This window comes from Mycetohabitans endofungorum (genome assembly GCF_037477895.1).
Taxonomy (GTDB): domain Bacteria; phylum Pseudomonadota; class Gammaproteobacteria; order Burkholderiales; family Burkholderiaceae; genus Mycetohabitans.
In genome coordinates this window covers 1,471,196-1,490,133 of the sequence record NZ_CP132744.1, presented here as the reverse complement: position 1 = coordinate 1,490,133, position 18,938 = coordinate 1,471,196, and the positions used below count along the sequence as shown (strand labels likewise).

The 18,938-nt window shown below is 60.6% G+C and carries 6 protein-coding genes and 2 pseudogenes; 5 read left to right on the top strand and 3 right to left on the bottom strand.

From position 1 onward, the window contains the following. Window positions 1-575: 575 nt before the first annotated feature. Together RA167_RS06410 and RA167_RS06405 are read left to right on the top strand one after the other, a co-directional pair. Complete coding sequence (locus RA167_RS06410; protein WP_076784913.1) at window positions 576-13,973, top strand: non-ribosomal peptide synthetase; 13,398 nt, start codon at window positions 576-578, stop codon at window positions 13,971-13,973. 138 nt (window positions 13,974-14,111) lie between these two features. Beyond that, a pseudogene (locus RA167_RS06405) lies at window positions 14,112-14,313 on the top strand (integrase core domain-containing protein); the annotation flags it as partial. Window positions 14,314-14,376: 63 nt separating this feature from the next. Here RA167_RS06405 and RA167_RS15650 read toward each other — a convergent pair. Together RA167_RS15650 and smpB are read right to left on the bottom strand one after the other, a co-directional pair. Next, window positions 14,377-14,511, bottom strand: a pseudogene (locus tag RA167_RS15650) (IS5/IS1182 family transposase); the annotation flags it as partial. 236 nt (window positions 14,512-14,747) lie between these two features. Then, complete coding sequence (smpB, locus tag RA167_RS06400) at window positions 14,748-15,197, bottom strand: SsrA-binding protein SmpB (protein WP_013435278.1); 450 nt, start codon at window positions 15,195-15,197, stop codon at window positions 14,748-14,750. Between the two features lie 134 nt (window positions 15,198-15,331). Here smpB and RA167_RS06395 point away from each other — a divergent pair, with 134 nt between their 5' ends. Together RA167_RS06395 and RA167_RS06390 are read left to right on the top strand one after the other, a co-directional pair. Next, the gene (locus RA167_RS06395; RefSeq protein WP_041753499.1) at window positions 15,332-15,769 is read left to right on the top strand and encodes a type II toxin-antitoxin system RatA family toxin; all 438 of its coding nucleotides are present in this window, start codon (window positions 15,332-15,334) and stop codon (window positions 15,767-15,769) included. A 31-nt stretch (window positions 15,770-15,800) separates the two neighbouring features. Continuing rightward, entirely contained in the window at window positions 15,801-16,124 is a 324-nt protein-coding gene (locus tag RA167_RS06390) for an RnfH family protein (RefSeq protein WP_076787140.1), read from the top strand. Window positions 16,125-16,213: 89 nt separating this feature from the next. Here RA167_RS06390 and RA167_RS06385 read toward each other — a convergent pair whose 3' ends face one another. Continuing rightward, window positions 16,214-17,158, bottom strand: coding sequence for a DMT family transporter (locus RA167_RS06385; RefSeq protein WP_076784912.1), 945 nt, complete (start codon window positions 17,156-17,158; stop codon window positions 16,214-16,216). Window positions 17,159-17,472: 314 nt separating this feature from the next. On the opposite strand from RA167_RS06385, the gene guaB reads away from it, so the two are divergent. Continuing rightward, window positions 17,473-18,936, top strand: a complete 1,464-nt coding sequence (guaB, locus tag RA167_RS06380) for an IMP dehydrogenase (protein ID WP_076784910.1) — start codon at window positions 17,473-17,475, stop codon at window positions 18,934-18,936. Window positions 18,937-18,938 lie beyond the last annotated feature (2 nt).

Sequence of the window (18,938 nt, the reverse complement as noted above, 5' to 3'; positions counted from 1 at the left end):
TTGTTAAAGCGCTGTCTGACAGAAACAAGATTAAGTTCATTTCAAGGGTTAGACAATAAATTTAGTTGGAGAGGATTATTTATATCGGTGCAAAATATATTTCTTTAAGCCATATATTGAGCCAAATTGGGGGTGAATTGTTTCGGCTGGTCTTCGTTGATAAATTAATGATCTTAAATGCCAATAGTATTATTCGGCAACGTGCACAGCCCTCTTTATCGCATATAAAGCTGTGGGCCATTGGCAGGCATAGCCATTGCTGAAATAGGTGTACTGGTTTGCTGTGGTGTTCTGAAGGCGATAACGCTGCGGTTTATTGGTAAAAAGAGCGGCGTATCTGTGTAATTAAATTAAGGGCTCGGGTATAAATTAAGGGTAGTGAAGTGATTCCCGCCGTTTTTCAACTCAATGCCCAGCAAAAAGCGGTACGAGTGGCAGGTATGATGCCTGCCCAGCATCATTTTGGAAGTATTGGTCCACTTAGGGCTCGATCTGCTTTCTACCTGGCAAGTTAGCCATCGCCGTCGTGCGTCGTCAGCCCCGGGCCAGCCTTGTGTCTGGATAGGAGAATACAGATGTCTGCTTGCGTGATGGCAGTGACTGATCCGCTCAGTGCGGCTCAAACCGATCAGGGAATTGACCAACGGTTGCCCTTGGCAAGTCCAGTGTATTGTGTAGCGCGCTACACGATGATTGAAGATGCCATTGACATCGCGCAGTTTGAAGCCGCCTTACGTCAGGTAGTGGACGAAGTGGACCATCTGCGGTTGCAATTTGTCGAAAGTGAGGACCGTCTTCGACAATATATTGGTTCACCACAGTGGCCATTGCCGCTGATTGATTTCAGTGGGGAAGCCAATCCTCAGGCGGCAGCCGACGCATGGATGCATGCCGATTGTGAACAGCCGTTCAATGTTTTACACAAACCGCTCTTTCGTTATGCGCTGTTGCATACGGCACCGGATCGGGTGCTGTGGTATCAGCGCTACCACGCGCTCTTGATCGATGTGCACGGCGCTCATCTTATTGCGCAGCGCGTCGCGCACGTGTATCGCATGCTGTATGCGGGCATGTCACCTCCTTTCGAGCAATGGGCGCCCGCATTAGCGTGCGACGCGCAGTCCCCCGCTTCAGCCCTAGGGGCCTGTGATGACGCGTATCGGTTCGAGCGGGATGCGCATTGGCCGGAGCCGGCCACCCTGGCAAGCCGATGTGCGCCGGCGCTGCAGCCGGCACTGCGTCATACCATGGCGTTGCCGTCCCACGCGTTAGGCGATCATGCGGGCGATACCGCGCAATTGACCTTGTTGATAACAGCCGCGATGGCCGCGTATCTGTCTCGGCTGATCGGCGCGCACGACGTGGTGTTGGGCTGCTCCGCCTGGGGGGCGGCTGAGCCTTCTCCGCTCGGTAGTGGCGCCATGATGCCGCTTCGATTGACGGTGCAATTGGGCATGAGCCTGATATCGTTGATGCAGCAGGCTGAGCACGAGATCCAACGCGGGCGGCGGGGCTTATGTGACTCGAGTGACGCGTTGCTGCGCTCAACTAGACTGGCGTCCGGCCAGCCTCTGTTTAGAATCGCTGTTCATGTCATGCCGCTTGACGACGCCCTGACCTTTGGTGAGCTGACCTCGACGACGCATCCTTTGCTCAATGGTCCGGTTGACGATCTGAGGGTCACGGTCTGTCCGCGAGCAGACGACGGTTCGTTACGGATCGACTTTGACGCGAATCCGGCTTGTTATACCGCAGATGAGCTGGTTGCGCATCAACACCGGTTTGTTCGGTTCCTGCAAACGCTGGCCGCGGCTCCAACACAGCCGTTGGGCGACATCGATCTGCTCGATGCGAGCGAGCGGCAGCGACTGCTGCGCGACTGGAACGCAACGGCGGCATCATATCCCGATAACCTAAGCGTGGATCAATTGTTCGAAGCGCAGGTCGAGCGCACGCCGCAGGCGGAGGCTGTCGTGTTGGGCGCGCAGTCAATCACGTACGCTGAACTAGAGCGTCGGGCCAATCAACTGGCGTGGCATTTGCGCACACTGGGCGTCGGACCCGACGTCGTCGTGGGGTTATGCGTGGAGCGCTCGATCGAGATGGTGGTCGGCGTACTGGGCATCTTAAAGGCTGGAGGCGCGTATTTACCGCTGGATCCGAGCTATCCGCGCGAGCGCCTCGCGTACATGATGCAGCAGGCGCGCGCGCCGGTCCTGGTCACACAGTCGTCCCTGCAGCAAGCGTTGCCGCGCACCGCTGTACAGTGCGTGCGCCTGGATACCGACTGGGCGCAGATCGAGGCTGGGCCCGACACGCGTGCGGCCAGCGGTGTTTTGTCTGAGCATCTCGCATACGTGACCTATACGTCAGGCTCAACGGGCCAGCCTAAAGGGGTGATGACCCGGCATCGCGGTGCAGCCAATTACCTGAACTTTTTGGTTCGCCATTATCGTGTCACCGAAAAAGATGTAGTGCTCAATGTCGCGAGTCTGGCCTTTGACGCGTCGGTGCGTGACCTAATCGGCCCACTTATTGCCGGTGCACGCGTCGTGCTGATCCCGACCGCGCACGCTAAGGAGCCGCACCGCTATGTGGATGCGCTCCATGAGCAGCGTGTCACGGCATTGCTCAGTATGACGCCCAGCTTGCTGCGTAGTATCTGTCAGGCGGCTGAACATCGGGGCGTGGGTAGGGCACTGCGCACGATCTTGGTGAGTGGCGAAGCGCTGGACGCGCAGCTTGTCACGCGCGTGCATCAAACGCTCGGCGCGCAGGTGCAGGTGTTCAATCAGTACGGCCCGACCGAATGCACGATGACATCGACCTGGTTTGCGGCCGTACCCGACACACAGGGCGCGGTGCCGATCGGCCAGCCGTTGTCGAATGTGCGCGTGTATGTATTGGATCGACAGCTTAAGCCGTTGCCACCGGGTGTGACCGGCGAGCTATATATCGCGGGCGTGGGCTTGGCACGCGGTTACTTCAATCAGCCCGTGTTAAGCGCTGAGCGCTTTATCGCCAACCCGTTCGGGCACGGCGAGCGGCTGTACCGAACGGGCGACTTGGCCAGATGGCGGGTGGATGGTCAACTTGACTATGTTGGCCGCATCGACGATCAGATTAAGCTGCGCGGCCAACGAGTCGAGCCGGGCGAGATTGAGGCATGCTTGGCCCAGCACCCGCAGGTGCGCGATGCGGTGATGCTTGCGCGCGGCGACGGCGAGGACACGCGACTTGTCGCCTATGTCATTGCTGAATCCGATGCGCCCCTGGCCAGCACGCTGCATGCGCATGTGGCCGCTCGGTTGCCCGATTATATGGTGCCGGCCGCGTTTGTGCGGCTCGATGCATTTCCGTTGACGCCCAATGGCAAGCTCGACCGGCGTGCGCTGCCGGAGCCTGATATCGATGCGCTCGTGCACCAAGCGTATGAAGCGCCGCAAGGCGAGCTTGAGACGACGCTGGCTGAGATCTGGGCGGAGCTATTGGGTGTGAAGCAGGTCGGTCGGCACGACAGCTTCTTTGCGCTCGGCGGTCATTCTTTGTTGGCGGTGCGTTTGATGAACCGGGTGAGTGCACTCGGTGCCGATGTGCCACTGGCGACGCTGTTCGCATCACCGACGCTCGCTGCATTCGCTACCGCGGTTGAGGCGCAATGGCATCACGGCACCGATACGCTGCCTGAGATCACGCCGGTGTCGCGAGAAGGCCATTTACCGCTGTCGTTTGCGCAGCAACGGCTATGGTTTCTCGCGCAACTCGACGGTGTGAGTCGCACCTATCACATGCCGCTCGCGTGGCGTGTGCACGGGCCGCTGAATCGAGCCGCATGGCAGCAAGCGCTGGATGCGCTCCTTGCGCGTCATGACGCGCTGCGCTCGGTGTTCGTCAGCGTCGAGGGCCAGCCGCAAGTTCAGCTGCTGCCCGCCGACACAGGCGTGCCGATGAGCTGGCATGACTTGCGTGATGTGCCCGATGCGCAGGCTCAACTGGTGCGACTGAGCGCCGAGGCTGCACAAGCGCTGTTCGATCTGGCGCACGGGCCGTTGCTGCGCGCGTGCGGGATTCAGTTGTCGGATGACGAGCACGTGCTGGTGCTGACGCAACATCACATCGTGTCAGACGGCTGGTCGATCGGGGTGCTGGTGCGGGAATTGAATGCGCTATACACGGCCGCCTGTAGAGGCCAACCGGATCCGTTGCCGCCATTGGCAGTTCAGTATCCGGATTATGCAGCGTGGCAGCGACAGTGGCTCATGGGCGAGCGGCTGCAGGCGCAAAGCGACTATTGGCGTGCGACGCTGGCCGACGCACCGGTGCTGCTGGGGCTACCGACCGATCGGCCGCGTCCGGCGCAACAGTCGTTTGCCGGCGCACAGGTGCCGGTGCGCATTGATGCGGCCACCACGCAAGCGCTCAAGCGCTTAAGCGCGGAGCATGGCACGACGCTATTTATGACGATGATTGCCGCATGGAGTGCGGTACTCGCGCGCCTGTCGGGCCAGCACGACGTGGTTATCGGCACGCCCAGCGCTAATCGTAACCACCGCCAGATCGAGCCGTTGATTGGTTTTTTTGTCAATACGCTGGCGTTGCGCGTGGATTTGTCGGGCGAGCCCGATACCGCCCAGTTGCTCGCGCGCGTGCGGCGCGCGACGCTGGACGCGCAAGCGCATCAGGACCTGCCGTTCGAGCAAGTGGTGGAGATTGCGCAACCGCCGCGTCGAATGAATCATACACCGCTGTTCCAGGTGATGTTGGCGTGGCAGAGCAATGAGCCAGACGAGTGGTGCCTACCCGGGCTCACGGTCACGCCGGCTGAGCTGGAGTATGACGTCGTGAAGTTCGATCTCGAGCTGAACTTATCTGAGGCAGGTGAGGAGATCATCGGCAGCTTAGGGTATGCGACGGCGTTGTTCGATCAATCCACGATCGAGCGGCACGTCGGGTATCTACAGACGATGTTGCAAACAATGGTGGCTCGCCCACAGCAGCCGGTGGCCACGCTTGAGCTGCTGTCACCGGCCGAGCGCCAATTGCTGCTGCAGACATGGAATGCGACGCAGCAGGCGTATCCGTCGCACTGGTGCGTGCACCAGCTATTCGAAGCGCAGGTCGAGCGTACGCCCGAAACACCGGCGCTGGTGTATGAGGAACAAACGTTCAGCTATGCGCAGCTGAACGCACAGGCCAATCGCCTCGCACACCAGCTGATTGAGTGGGGTGTCAGGCCAGAGACCCGGGTGGCGATCTGTGTCGAGCGCTCGTCGGCGCTGGTCGTGGGGTCGTTGGCGATTCTGAAAGCGGGCGGGGCGTATGTGCCGCTCGATCCAGCCTATCCGGGCGAGCGGCTCACGCATATGTTGCAGGATGCGGCACCCAAGATCGTGCTGGCCGATGCGGCGGGCCGCGCCGCGCTGGGTGAGGCGGCCTTGGCTCATCGCACGGTGCTCGATCCAAACACGTTACCCCATCAGGCTGAGACAAATCCGTCAGTGCCAGGCCTGAAGTCCCGACATCTGGCGTACGTAATCTATACATCTGGCTCCACCGGCACGCCGAAGGGTGTGATGGTTGAGCATCGCAATCTTATTAATCTTTGTACATGGCATGGTCGTACGTTCAACGTGCAGAAGGGTTGTCGAAGCGCACTTACTGCAGGTGTGGCGTTTGACGCGAGCGTGTGGGAGCTTTGGTCAGGCCTAATTGGTGGGTATGAGTTTGTAATTCCACCTCGCACTATATCTAAGGACGTTTCAGCTTTGTTGCAATGGTGGCAACAACAGAATTTAAATGCGTCTTTCCTGGTCACGCCGCTAGCTGTTATGGCATTGGCTGATCAGAGAATGCCAAACAGTTTGCGTTATTTATTCACGGGAGGTGAACGTTTCCCTCATTTAAGACAAGTACTGCCTGCTGGGCTTACGTTGGTGGATCTCTATGGTCCGGCCGAAACAACGGTTGTAGTGGCTTGTGGGCAGTTGAGTACAGCAGATAGTCGGTCTTATATTGGTGGCCGCCCTATCGCGAACACACGGATTTATTTGCTGGATTGCTACGGGCAGCCGGTGCCACTGGGTGCGGTCGGCGAGTTGTATATTGGTGGCGCAGGCGTCGCACGCGGTTACCTGAAACGCCCAGAGTTAACCGCCGAGCGCTTTGTGCCGGATCCGTTTTCAGATGACGCGGGTGCGCGGCTGTATAAGACCGGGGATGTAGCGCGTTATTTACCGGACGGCAATCTAGAGTTCTTGGGGCGCAACGATGACCAAGTCAAGATACGCGGCTTTCGCATTGAGCCGGGTGAGGTTGCGGCGTGCCTCGTGCAACACCCGCAAGTGCGCGACGCGGTGGTGGTAACAACAGGTGAGGGCGTGGATAAGCGGCTGGTTGCGTATGTGCAGGCCGAAGCGGACGAGCAACTGGCGAGCACGCTGCGCGCACAGGTGGCGGCGAGGCTGCCCGAGTATATGGTGCCCAGTGCGTTTGTGCGGCTCGATGCGTTTCCGCTAACACCCAACGGCAAGCTTGATCGGCGTGCACTGCCGGCACCGGATGACGCCGCGCTGGCGCATCAAGCATATGAAGCGCCGCAAGGCGAGCTCGAGACGACGCTGGCTGAGATCTGGGCGGAGCTATTGGGTGTCGAACGTGTGGGTCGGCACGATAGCTTCTTTGCGCTCGGCGGTCATTCTTTGTTGGCGGTGCGTTTGATGAACCGGGTGAGTGCACTCGGTGCCGACGTGCCACTGGCGACGCTGTTCGCATCACCGACGCTCGCTGCATTCGCTACCGCGGTGGATGCGCAATGGCATCACGGCACCGATACGCTGCCTGAGATCACGCCGGTGTCGCGAGAAGGCCATTTGCCGCTGTCGTTTGCGCAGCAACGGCTATGGTTTCTCGCGCAACTCGACGGTGTGAGTCGCACCTATCACATGCCGCTCGCGTGGCGTGTGCATGGGCCGCTGAACCGAGCCGCATGGCAGCAAGCGCTGGATGCGCTCCTTGCGCGTCATGACGCGCTGCGCTCGGTGTTCGTCAGCGTCGAAGGCCAGCCGCAAGTTCAGCTGCTGTCCGCCGACACAGGCGTGCCGATGAGCTGGCATGACTTGCGTGATGTGCCCGATGCGCAGGCTCAACTGGTGCGACTGAGCGCCGAGGCTGCACAAGCGCCGTTCGATCTGGCGCACGGGCCGCTGCTGCGCGCGTGCGGGATTCAGTTGTCGGATGACGAGCACGTGCTGGTGCTGACGCAACATCACATCGTGTCAGACGGCTGGTCGGTCGGTGTGCTGGTGAGGGAATTGAATGCGCTATACACGGCCGCCTGTAGAGACCAACCGGATCCGTTGCCGCCATTGGCGGTTCAGTATTCGGATTATGCGGCGTGGCAACGGCAGTGGCTCTCGGGTGAGCGGCTGCGGGCGCAAAGCGACTATTGGCGTGCGACGCTGGCCGACGCACCGGTGCTGCTGGAGCTACCGACCGATCGGCCGCGTCCGGCGCAACAGTCGTTTGCCGGCGCACAGGTGCCGGTGCGCATTGATGCGGCCACCACGCAAGCGCTCAAGCGCTTAAGCGCGGAGCACGGTACGACGCTATTTATGACGGTGCTCGCCGCATGGAGCGCGGTACTGTCACGGTTATCGGGCCAAGACGACATAGTCATTGGCACGCCCAGCGCCAATCGCGGACATGCTGCGATCGAGCCGTTGATTGGCTTTTTTGTCAATACGTTAGCGTTGCGTGCCAACTTATCCGGCGATCCCAATACGAGCGAACTGCTCGCGCGCGTGCGGCGCGCGACATTGGACGCACAGGCGCATCAGGATCTGCCGTTTGAGCAAGTGGTCGAGATCGTGCAGCCGCCGCGTCGAATGAATCATACGCCGCTGTTCCAGGTGATGTTGGCGTGGCAGAACAATGAGCCAAACGAGTGGCGTCTACCTGGGCTCACGGCCACGCCGGCTGAGCTGGAGTATGACGTCGTGAAGTTCGATCTCGAGCTGAACGTGTCTGAGGCAGGTGACGAGATCATCGGCCGCTTAGCGTATGCGACGGCGCTGTTCGAGCGATCCACGATTGAGCGGCACGTCAGATATCTAGAGACGATGTTACGCGCCATGGTGGCTAGCCCACAGCAGCCGGTCGCAACGCTTCAGATACTGGGGCCGGACGAGCGTCAGTTGCTACTGCAGACACGGAATGCGACGCAGCAGGCGTATCCGGCACATCGGTGCGTGCACCAGCTATTCGAAGAGCAGGTCGAGCGCACGCCTGAGGCGACGGCGCTGGTGTTTGAGGACCAAACGTTCAGTTATGCGCAGCTGAACGCACAAGCCAATCGCTTGGCACACCAGCTGATTGAGTGGGGTGTCAAGCCAGACACCCGGGTGGCGATTTGTGTCGAGCGCTCGCCGGCACTGGTCGCGGGGCTGTTGGCGATTTTAAAAGCGGGTGGCGCCTATGTGCCGCTCGATCCGAGCTATCCGAGTGAGCGCTTGGCGCATATCCTCGCTGATGCGGCACCGAAGATTGTACTCGCGGATGCCGCTGGGCGTGCTGCATTGGGCGAGGCGGTGCTCGCCGAATGCACGGTGCTCGATCCGGCCACCCTGCCAGCGTTGCCGGACACGAATCCGTCGATCGCCGCGCTGACGGCCCGGCATCTGGCGTATGTGATCTATACGTCGGGCTCGACCGGCACGCCCAAGGGCGTGATGGTCGAACATGCGCAAGTGGTGCGGCTGTTCGAGGCGACGCAACCGTGGTATGGCTTTAACGAGCATGATACTTGGTGCCTGTTTCACTCGTTTGCGTTCGATTTCTCGGTCTGGGAGCTGTGGGGTGCACTGCGTTATGGTGGCAAGCTTGTCATCGTGCCCCATTCGATTGCCCGCTCTGCCGACGCTTTTTACCAGTTGATCTGTGAGCAGGGTGTCACCGTATTAAATCAGACCCCCAGTGCATTTAAGGCATTGATGGCTAGCCAAGCACATAGCGCTTTATCGGATCAATTGCGCTATGTGATCTTAGGCGGGGAGGCGCTGGAGCCGACGCTCTTACAGGCGTGGTATGCGACGCACGATGAGCATCATCCGCAATTGGTCAACATGTATGGGATTACCGAAGCGACCGTGCATGTGACGTATCGGCCGCTTCGGCAGCAAGACAGCGAACAAGCGGGCAGTCCGGTGGGCATACGGATTCCGGACCTGACGATCTATCTGCTGGACGCGCATGGGCAGCCGGTGCCGCTGGGTGCGGTCGGCGAGCTGTATATTGGTGGCGCAGGCGTCGCACGGGGCTATCTAAACCGTCCAGCGCTGAGCGCTGAGCGCTTTGTGCCGGATCCATTCTCAGATGAAGCGGGTGCACGGCTGTATAAGACCGGGGATGTGGCGCGGTATTTACCGGACGGCAACCTAGAATTCTTGGGGCGCAACGATGAGCAAGTGAAGATCCGCGGCTTTCGGATTGAACCGGGAGAGATTGCGGCGTGCCTCATACAACACCCGCAGGTGCGTGATGCGGTGGTGCTGGCAACCGGTGAAGGCTCGGATAAGCGGCTCGTGGCGTATGTGCAAGCCGAAGCGGATGAGCAATTGGCGAGCACACTGCGCGCACAGATGGCGGCGAGGCTGCCCGAGTATATGGTGCCCAGTGCGTTTGTGCGACTCGATGCGTTTCCGCTGACGCCCAACGGCAAGCTCGATCGGCGCGCACTGCCCGCACCGGATGACGCCGCGCTGGCGCATCAAGCGTATGAAGCGCCGCAAGGCGAGCTGGAGACGACGCTGGCTGAGATTTGGACCGAGCTATTGGGTGTCAAGCAGGTGGGCCGGCACGACAGCTTCTTTGCGCTCGGGGGCCACTCGCTGCTGGCGGTGCAGCTCATTGAGCGTCTGCGGCGTCAGGGCTTGAGTGTGTCGGTGCGGGCGCTATTTGAGGCACCGACGCTCAGCGCGCTGGCGCAGACGTTGGGTCAGCGTCGTGACGTGGTGGCGCCGCCCAACGCGATCACACCCGACACCACTGCGATTACGCCGTCGATGCTGCCGCTCATTGAGCTGACGCAAGCGGACATCGACAAAATTGTCAAGCAGGTGCCCGGTGGCGTAGCCAATATCCAGGACATTTATGCGCTGTCGCCGCCGCAAGACGGGCTGTTGTTTCACCATCTACTCGCGCGCGACGGCGATCCTTATTTGCTGATGCTGCAACTGGCCTTTGACACGCGAGCGCGGCTTGACCAGTATCTGCACGCGCTGCAGCAGGTGATCGATCGCCACGATATGTTGCGTACCGCGTTCGTGTGGGAGGGGCTGTCCACGCCCGCGCAAGTGGTGTGGCGCCACGCGCGGTTGCCGGTCACCGAGCTGACGTTAGACGTAGGTGACGGGCCGATCGCGGAGCAAATGGCGCGGCGCTTTGATCCGCGTCACACGCGCTTGGATCTGACGCAAGCGCCGCTGCTGCACTGTGCGATCGCCCAGGATAATGAGGGGCGCTGGCTGCTCATGCAGCGGTTGCATCATTTGATTGATGACAATACAACTCTCAAAATGGTACAGAATGAGGTGCGGGTCGTCCTTGAAGGTCGAGGTGACACCTTGCTGCCGGCGCAGCCGTTCCGCAATTTGGTCGCGCAAGCCAGGCTAGGGGTGAGTGAAGAAGCGCATGCGCGCTTCTTCACCGAGCTGCTCGCGGACGTGGAGCCGACCTTGCCGTTTGGGCTCGCGCAGGTCCGGCGCGACGGCAGTGAAGTGAGCGAGTCACACTGGAGGTTGCCACCGGCATTGAACGATCGGCTGCGTGCGCATGCGCGACACTTGAGCGTGAGCTTAGCATGCCTGTGCCATCTGGCGTGGGCGCAGGTGCTCGCCCGCGCGAGCGGCCAACAACGCGTGGTGTTTGGCACCGTGCTGTTTGGGCGGATGCAAGCCGGTAGCGGAGCCGATCGTGCGATGGGGCTCTTTATCAATACGCTGCCGCTGCGCGTGGATTTGGACGGCAGTGTACAGGCCGCCGTGCACGCGACGCATGCGCGGCTGGCGGCGTTGCTCGAGCATGAGCATGCGTCGCTGGCGCTCGTACAGCGCTGTAGCGGCGTGCCGGTCGATATGCCGCTCTTTAGTGCGCTGCTCAATTACCGGCACAATGCGATGGACTCAGGCGAGCGCAGCGGGCTACCAGGGGTGGAGCTGCTCGGCGCGCAGGAGCGTACCAATTACCCGCTGACACTGTCGGTGGACGATGATGGGCAGTCGTTGGGGCTGACCGCCCAGAGCGTGCCGTCGCTGGAGCCTGAGCGAGTATGCGCATATATGCAGCAGGCGCTGCACAGCTTGGCCGACGCGCTCGAGGCGACGCCCGACATTTCAGTACAGCAGCTGCAGGTGCTGCCTGAGGCGGAGCGCCAGTTGCTGCTTGAGACATGGAATGCGACGCAGCAGGCGTATCCAAAACATCGGTGTGTGCACCAGCTATTCGAAGCGCAGGTCGAGCGCACGCCCGAGGCACCAGCGCTGGTGTTTGAAGACCAAACGTTGAGCTATGCGCAACTGAATGCCCGGGCCAATCGCCTTGCGCACCAACTGATCGAGTTGGGCGTCAAGCCCGATGCGCGCGTGGCCATCTGCGTGCAGCGCAGTCCCGCGCTGGTCGTAGGATTGTTGGCAATTTTAAAGGCCGGTGGGGCCTATGTGCCGCTTGATCCGAGCTATCCGAGCGAGCGCTTGGCGCACATCCTCGCCGATGCGGCACCGAACATGGTGCTGGCGGATGCGGCCGGGCGTGCCGCGTTGGGCGAGGCGGCGCTCGCCGAGTGCACGGTGCTTGATCCGGCTACCCTGCCGGCGTTGCTGGACACGAATCCATCGGTAGCCGAGTTGACGGCCCGGCATCTGGCGTATGTGATCTATACGTCCGGCTCGACTGGCACCCCGAAGGGCGTGATGGTCGAACATGCCCAAGCCGTCAATTTTTTGTGCTGGGCGGTGCAAACCTTTACGCCCTTGGAGACGCAACATACGCTATTTGCCACCTCAATCAGTTTTGATTTGTCCGTCTACGAGTGTTTTGTGCCGCTCGCGCAAGGCTCGACCGTTCACTTGGTCAAGGACGCATTGGCGCTAATGCATCAGACGCAGCCTGTGTCACTGATTAATACGGTGCCTTCTGCGCTACAGTCCCTGCTGGCGCATCGGGCTAACTTATCTTCGGTCACCACGATGAACCTGGCGGGTGAGTCGCTGACAGCGCGCTTCATTGAGCAAATCTTTGAGCAAACGCCCATCCAGCGTCTCTGTAACCTTTATGGACCTTCGGAGAGCACCACCTATTCGACGTGGCGGCCGATGCAGCGTGGTGAGGCATGGATTGAGAGCATCGGCCGGCCGATTGCGAACACGCGCGTTTATCTGCTCGATGCGCACGGCCAGCCGGTGCCCCTGGGTGCGGTCGGTGAGTTGTATATTGGTGGTGCCGGGGTGGCCCGTGGCTATCTGAACCGCCCGGCGTTGACCGCTGAGCGCTTTGTGCCGGATCCGTTCTCCGATGAAGCGGGGGCACGGCTGTATAAGACCGGAGATCTGGCGCGTTATTTACCGGACGGCAATTTGGAGTATTTGGGGCGCAACGATGAGCAAGTGAAGATCCGCGGCTTTCGGATTGAACCGGAAGAGATCGAAGCGTGCTTAACGGCGCACCCGCGGGTGCGTGATGCGGTGGTGTTGGCAACAGGCGAAGGTCAGGATAAACGTCTGGTCGCATATGTGGTGGCCCAGCCCGATGAAGCCTTAGTCAGTACCTTGCGGGCACATGTCTCGGCTCGCCTGCCTGAGTATATGATACCCAGTGCGTTTGTGCGGCTCGATGCGTTTCCGCTGACACCCAGCGGCAAGCTGGATCGGCGCGCACTGCCGGCACCGGATGACGACGCGCTGGCGCATCAAGCGTATGAAGCGCCGCAAGGCGAGCTCGAGACGACGCTCGCGGCGATTTGGGCCGAGCTATTGGGTATCGAACGTGTCGGCCGGCACGACAGCTTCTTTGCGCTCGGCGGGCACTCGCTACTGGCGATGCGCCTGATGAGCCGTGTTCGTGATGTGCTAGGGGTGGAACTTGCCATTCGCACACTGTTCGAGGCTCCCACCCTCGCAGGCTTGGCACAACGTTTAGTCGAGCAGCCGGGAAGCCAGAAAAGCCAGGAAAGCTCATTTAGTGTGCTGCTTGCGCTCAAGCCCCAAGGTAGTCGTCCTCCTCTTTTTTGCATCCATCCGGGCATGGGATTGAGTTGGAGCTATATGAGTTTATCCCCTCACCTAGATAACGATCAGCCCCTCTATGGCCTGCAAGCCCGCGGATTCGACGGGGCACGACCGCTTGCTCCCACGATTGAGGCAATGGCCTCAGACTACCTTGAGCAGATTCGTCGCATTCAGCCTCAAGGACCGTACCACCTATTAGGGTGGAGCCTGGGAGGCATCGTGGCTCACAGCATGGCGGCGCAACTGGAGCAGCACAAAGAGTCAGTGGCGCTATTGGCGTTGTTGGATAGCCATCCCCGCCCTGGCTTATTGGATGATGTGCCCGAATTCGATGAAGCGACCCATTATGCTGCGCTGGTTGCTCAGTACGGTGAAAAATTAATTTCGGCCATGGACGAACCGTTACGCAGGAATGCCTGGGAAATCGCAAAAAATCATTGCCGTATTTTGAAAAACTTTTCTCCGCCCATCTATGGTGGCAACGCACTTTTTTTACATGCAACCCTCGTGGAAAATCAGTCCCACACGCCCGTACCTCGCGATGCATGGAAACCTTATGTGGGCGGGAATATAGAGATTTACGATATACATTGCGTCCATAGAAAGCTGCTCGAGCCGGAACCAGCCGCTGCGATCGGTCGTGTGATAGCGGGTAAGCTGAATAAATTGGCAGATCAACGGCGCGAATTGGCGTAACCTGCGACACAAGCTTGATGCCTGGCACAAGTGTCTATCTCCGGAAAGTGAAGAGGCTTTCGTATGAGTGACGTATTGGAGGATTCAAATGGGCTATTCGTAGTGCTCGTGAATGCCGAGTATCAACATGCGCTGTGAATCGCGCTTGGCAGTCCGTGGCAAAAACGGGTTCGTCGAAAGCTTCAACGGCAATCTGCGCGACGCATTGCTGGACCGCAAAGGGTTTCGCAGTCGTGCCGGGGCCAAGGTACTTATCGAACGCTGGCGGCAGTTTTACAAGGAGCGCCAGCCCCATAGCGCGCATCGCTACCAACCTCCGGCCATGGTCCGCCGAGCCTAGCTGAATTCCAATAATATCGACGTGAGACTCACTGCCTGATTGGTTACAAGTTCCGCCGTAGACCAGACTCATCCGCAGGTTGTGGCCGGTGCTGCACAGCACCGCGTGTATTGCATCGCCCAGCGCACCCTTAAGGTTCCCTGTCAGTGTCCCCCATAGACCGCTATGAGCGGGTAGTGCCGATGGGGATGCGGATCGGCCGGCAGACGTTGATGAGGACGGGAAGCTATACTAACTTGCCAAGCAGAGACACAGCAAGCTCATTGGCCGTCTATCTTCGGACGGATGGCTCTTCAAAATTTAGCTACCTTACGCGGTTCTGGATAGCTGCAGCCAACGCTCCGAAGGTCCGTCAATCCGTTACGCGCTCACGATCCTGACATTGTTGGCGCAACCAAAAGTAGAAGGGGCGGGCAGCGTCGCGGCGCACGCCGCTAGCGCGTCGTGTTTTTCAGCAGTTGTGCCTTTTCGCGTTGCCAGTCGCGCTTCTTTTCGGTCTCGCGCTTATCGTGCAGCTTCTTACCCCGGGCCAGGCCGATTTCACATTTCACCCGTCCATTCTTGTAGTGGAAGTTCAGTGGCACCAGCGTATAGCCGCGCTGCTCGACCTTGCCGATTAGCTTACGGATCTCATCGGCGTTGAGCAGCAGCTTGCGCGTGCGGACCGGATCCGCGTGCACGTGCGTCGAGGCGGTCTGCAACGGGCTGATGTGCGTGCCAATCAGGAATAGTTCGCCGTTGCGGATCACGACGTAGCCTTCCTTAATCTGGCCGCGCCCGGCGCGCAGCGCTTTAACCTCCCAGCCCTCCAGCACGAGCCCCGCCTCGTAGCGTTCCTCGATGAAGTAGTCGAAGAATGCTTTCTTGTTGTCGATGATGCTCATGAATGGGTTTGACCAACTCGGATAAAATTACGATTTTAGCAAAGCGACCCGGCGCCGAAGGCCGCGTCGCGTCCGCGCGTGCTCCGGGCTCGCCGCGACGCACGTGGCATCACGCGCCTCCTCGGTGCCCTTTTATGGCAGACGTCCAGAAAACTGTGTTGATTCGTTATTCCGCCGAACGCATGTTCGACCTCGTGACTGACGTCGCCGACTACCCGAACTTTCTGCCTTGGTGCGGCGGCGTCGAGATCCGTCATCAGGACGAAACAAGTATGGAAGCACGGATCGACATCCGCTTCAAGGGGATTCATCAGCATTTCGCTACGCATAACACGCAACGCCGCCCGGAACGGATCGATATGGAGTTCACCGAAGGGCCTTTCAAGCGGTTCACTGGCTATTGGAATTTCATCCCGCTGCGAGACGATGCGTGCAAGGTCGAGTTCGCGTTGCACTATGAGTTTTCCAGCATCATTTTGGAGAAATTGATCGGACCGGTGTTCAATCACATCGCAAACACGTTCGTCGAATCGTTCGTCAAGCGGGCCGGAGAACGCTATGGCAAGCGTTGATCCGCGGCTGCCGGGCGGCGATGGCGGCGCCATGCTCGAGGTGCAAGTGTGTTATGCGCTCCCTGACACCCAAACGCTCGTCGATGTGCGGTTGCCGCCCGGCGCGACGCTGCGTGAAGCCATCGACGCTAGCGGGATCGTCACGATGCATCCGCAGATCGACCTGGCTCAGCAGCGCGTTGGTGTGTTCGGACGCATCCGCGCGCTGGACTCGGCACTCGAGAATGGTGATCGCGTCGAGATCTATCGGCCGTTGACCGTCGATCCGAAGCTCGCACGGCAGCGCCGCGTCGATAAGGCTCGCCACAGCGGCTCGCTTGAAGGACGCAAATGGCGCGCAAAAGACGCGCGCTGAAGCGCGCCGCGTTTGATGCGTCCTCGTCAGCGGCGGTCGACACGTTAGTGCGCCGAGACTGGCGCGTCCTCTTCGATCGCATGCCGCGACTAGCCCGGGCGCGACGGCTGACGCGCGTGCTGGCGGACTGACCAGCTCACGCCCGCAACCAGCAGCACGATCGCGCCCCATTCGAGCGCGCGCGGCCAACGCTGCGCGTAGATGAATCCGTACACGAGCGCGAACAGCGTCTCGAACACAATCAACTGGCCCGACAGTGTCAAGGGCAGGCGTTTTGCCGCAGCGTTCCACAACGCATTGCCCCACCATGAACAGCCGATGGCGATGGCTAGGTTAAGCGCCCAGAATAGTTGCCAGCGCCCGGCATCGAGCGCCGGCTCCCCGACTGCGCTACCCGGCCCCAGCAGCAGCCCGGCCCATAGCAGCGCGCCGAGCACGCCGGTGATAAGGCCCGAGGCAATCGACCATTCGTTGCTGTCGAAATGTCCTGCCTTGCGCAGATAGCGCGCATTGGCGACGGCAAACCAGGTCCACGCCGCCAGGGCGCCCGCGGCGCACAACACACCGGCGATCCGGCTCGCGATCGTGCCGTGCGTGGCGGCCGGTGCGGTGAAGACGTCGATGTTGATGCAGGCGATGCCGGCGGTGATCATTAGCAGTGCAAGCGCAAGCCGCCGCAGTGGAACTGCATCGTGATCGGTGCGTCCGGCCAGTGTGACGGTCAACGGCAGCACGCCAACGATCAGCGACGATGGCGCAACGCCGACCAGTTGTACCGCTGCGGCGACCAGGATGTAATAGACAACGTTGCCTGTAAGCGCGAGCCTGATGAGCGCCATGAGATCCGCGCGCGTGAGCTTGGATAGCAGCCGGCGCGCGTTGGGCAGCGCGACCGCGACCGACACCAGGCCGTACAATAGATAGCGTCCGGCGGCCAGCAGCAATGGCGAGAAGTCCGGCAACAGGCTCGGGCCGAGAAATACGAAGCCCCACATCGCGCCCGCTAGCAGGCCGTATATCACCCCACGTTGCATTGCTGGCCCCTTGTCATCGTTGGCTGCGCCGCGCCCCGGTTGCGTGCGCCCGTCTTCTATGCTGCATATGCGGCTGCGCCGTTTTTCGTGTCGCATCCCGGTGGTGTGCGAGCGAAGCGGCGGGCGTGGGCAAACACTGAAGGCGCGCAGCATAACATGCGGCGCCGTTTGGCCCACTTGCCAAATCCTCCAGTCGGCGCGATGCGCACGGCGGCTCGGGCTTAAAAAGGGGACGCGTGCGTAACTGGCTGTTCGGACAGTGAAAATCCAGGAAACTATCGGTATAATCCGATTTTGCGCCTATAGGATTTGCCATGCGTCTGATCCAAAAAGCACTCACATTCGATGACGTGCTCCTCGTGCCGGCGTACTCGAACGTACTGCCGCGTGACACCAGTCTCAAAACCCGCGTGACTCGCAATATCTCCCTGAACATGCCGCTGATTTCCGCGGCGATGGACACGGTGACCGAAGGACGGCTTGCAATTGCAATGGCGCAGCAGGGCGGAATCGGCATCGTGCACAAGAACCTGACACCGGCCGAACAGGCGCGTGAAGTTGCGAAAGTCAAGCGGTTCGAGTCCGGCGTGTTGCGAGATCCGATCACCGTGCCGCCCGATATGAAGGTGCATGACGTGATTGCGCTGTCGCGCCAGCATGGCATTTCCGGCTTCCCGGTCGTCGACGGCGCGAAACTTATCGGCATCGTGACGAACCGCGACCTGCGCTTCGAGGAGCGACTGGACGAGCCGGTGCGCGCGATCATGACGCCGCGCGAGCGGCTGGTCACTGTCAGCGAAGGAACGTCGCTTGCGCAAGCCAAGGCGCTCATGCACCGCCACCGCCTGGAGCGTGTGCTGGTCGTCAACGAGGCGTTTGAGTTGCGCGGATTGATGACGGTCAAGGACATCACGAAGGCGACCGAGCACCCGGACGCCTGCAAGGACGAGCACGGCAAGCTGCGGGTTGGTGCTGCTGTCGGCGTCGGTCCGGAGAACGTGGCGCGCGTCGAGGCGCTGGCGGCGGCGGGTGTCGATGTGATCGTCGTTGACACTGCGCACGGGCACAGTCAGGGCGTGCTAGAACGGGTGCGCTGGGTCAAGCAGCATTTTCCGCATATCGATGTGATCGGCGGCAACATTGCGACTGCCGAAGCGGCCAGGGCGCTGGTCGAGCACGGCGCCGACGGCGTAAAGGTTGGCATCGGCCCGGGTTCGATCTGCACCACGCGGATCGTCGCGGGCGTCGGCGTGCCACAGATCACCGCGATTGCGAACGTGGCTGACGCGCTGCGGGGCAGCGGCGTGCCAGTGATCGCCGACGGTGGCGTACGCTACTCCGGGGATGTATCGAAGGCGTTGGCCGCGGGCGCCGACGCGGTGATGATGGGCAGCATGCTGGCCGGCACCGAGGAATCGCCCGGCGACGTATTCCTGTTCCAGGGACGCCAATACAAATCGTATCGCGGCATGGGTTCGGTTGGCGCCATGAAAGATGGCGCGGCGGACCGCTACTTCCAGGAAGACAATTCGGCCAACGTCGACAAGCTGGTGCCGGAAGGGATTGAAGGCCGCGTCGCGTATAAAGGCGGTGTCAACGCGATCCTGTTCCAATTGATCGGTGGGGTGCGCGCGAGCATGGGCTACTGTGGCTGCCGCACGATCGAGGAGTTGCACGAGAAAGCCGCGTTCGTCGAGATTACGGCGGCCGGCGTGCGCGAATCGCACGTGCATGACGTGCAGATCACGAAGGAAGCGCCGAACTACCACGTCGAGTGAGC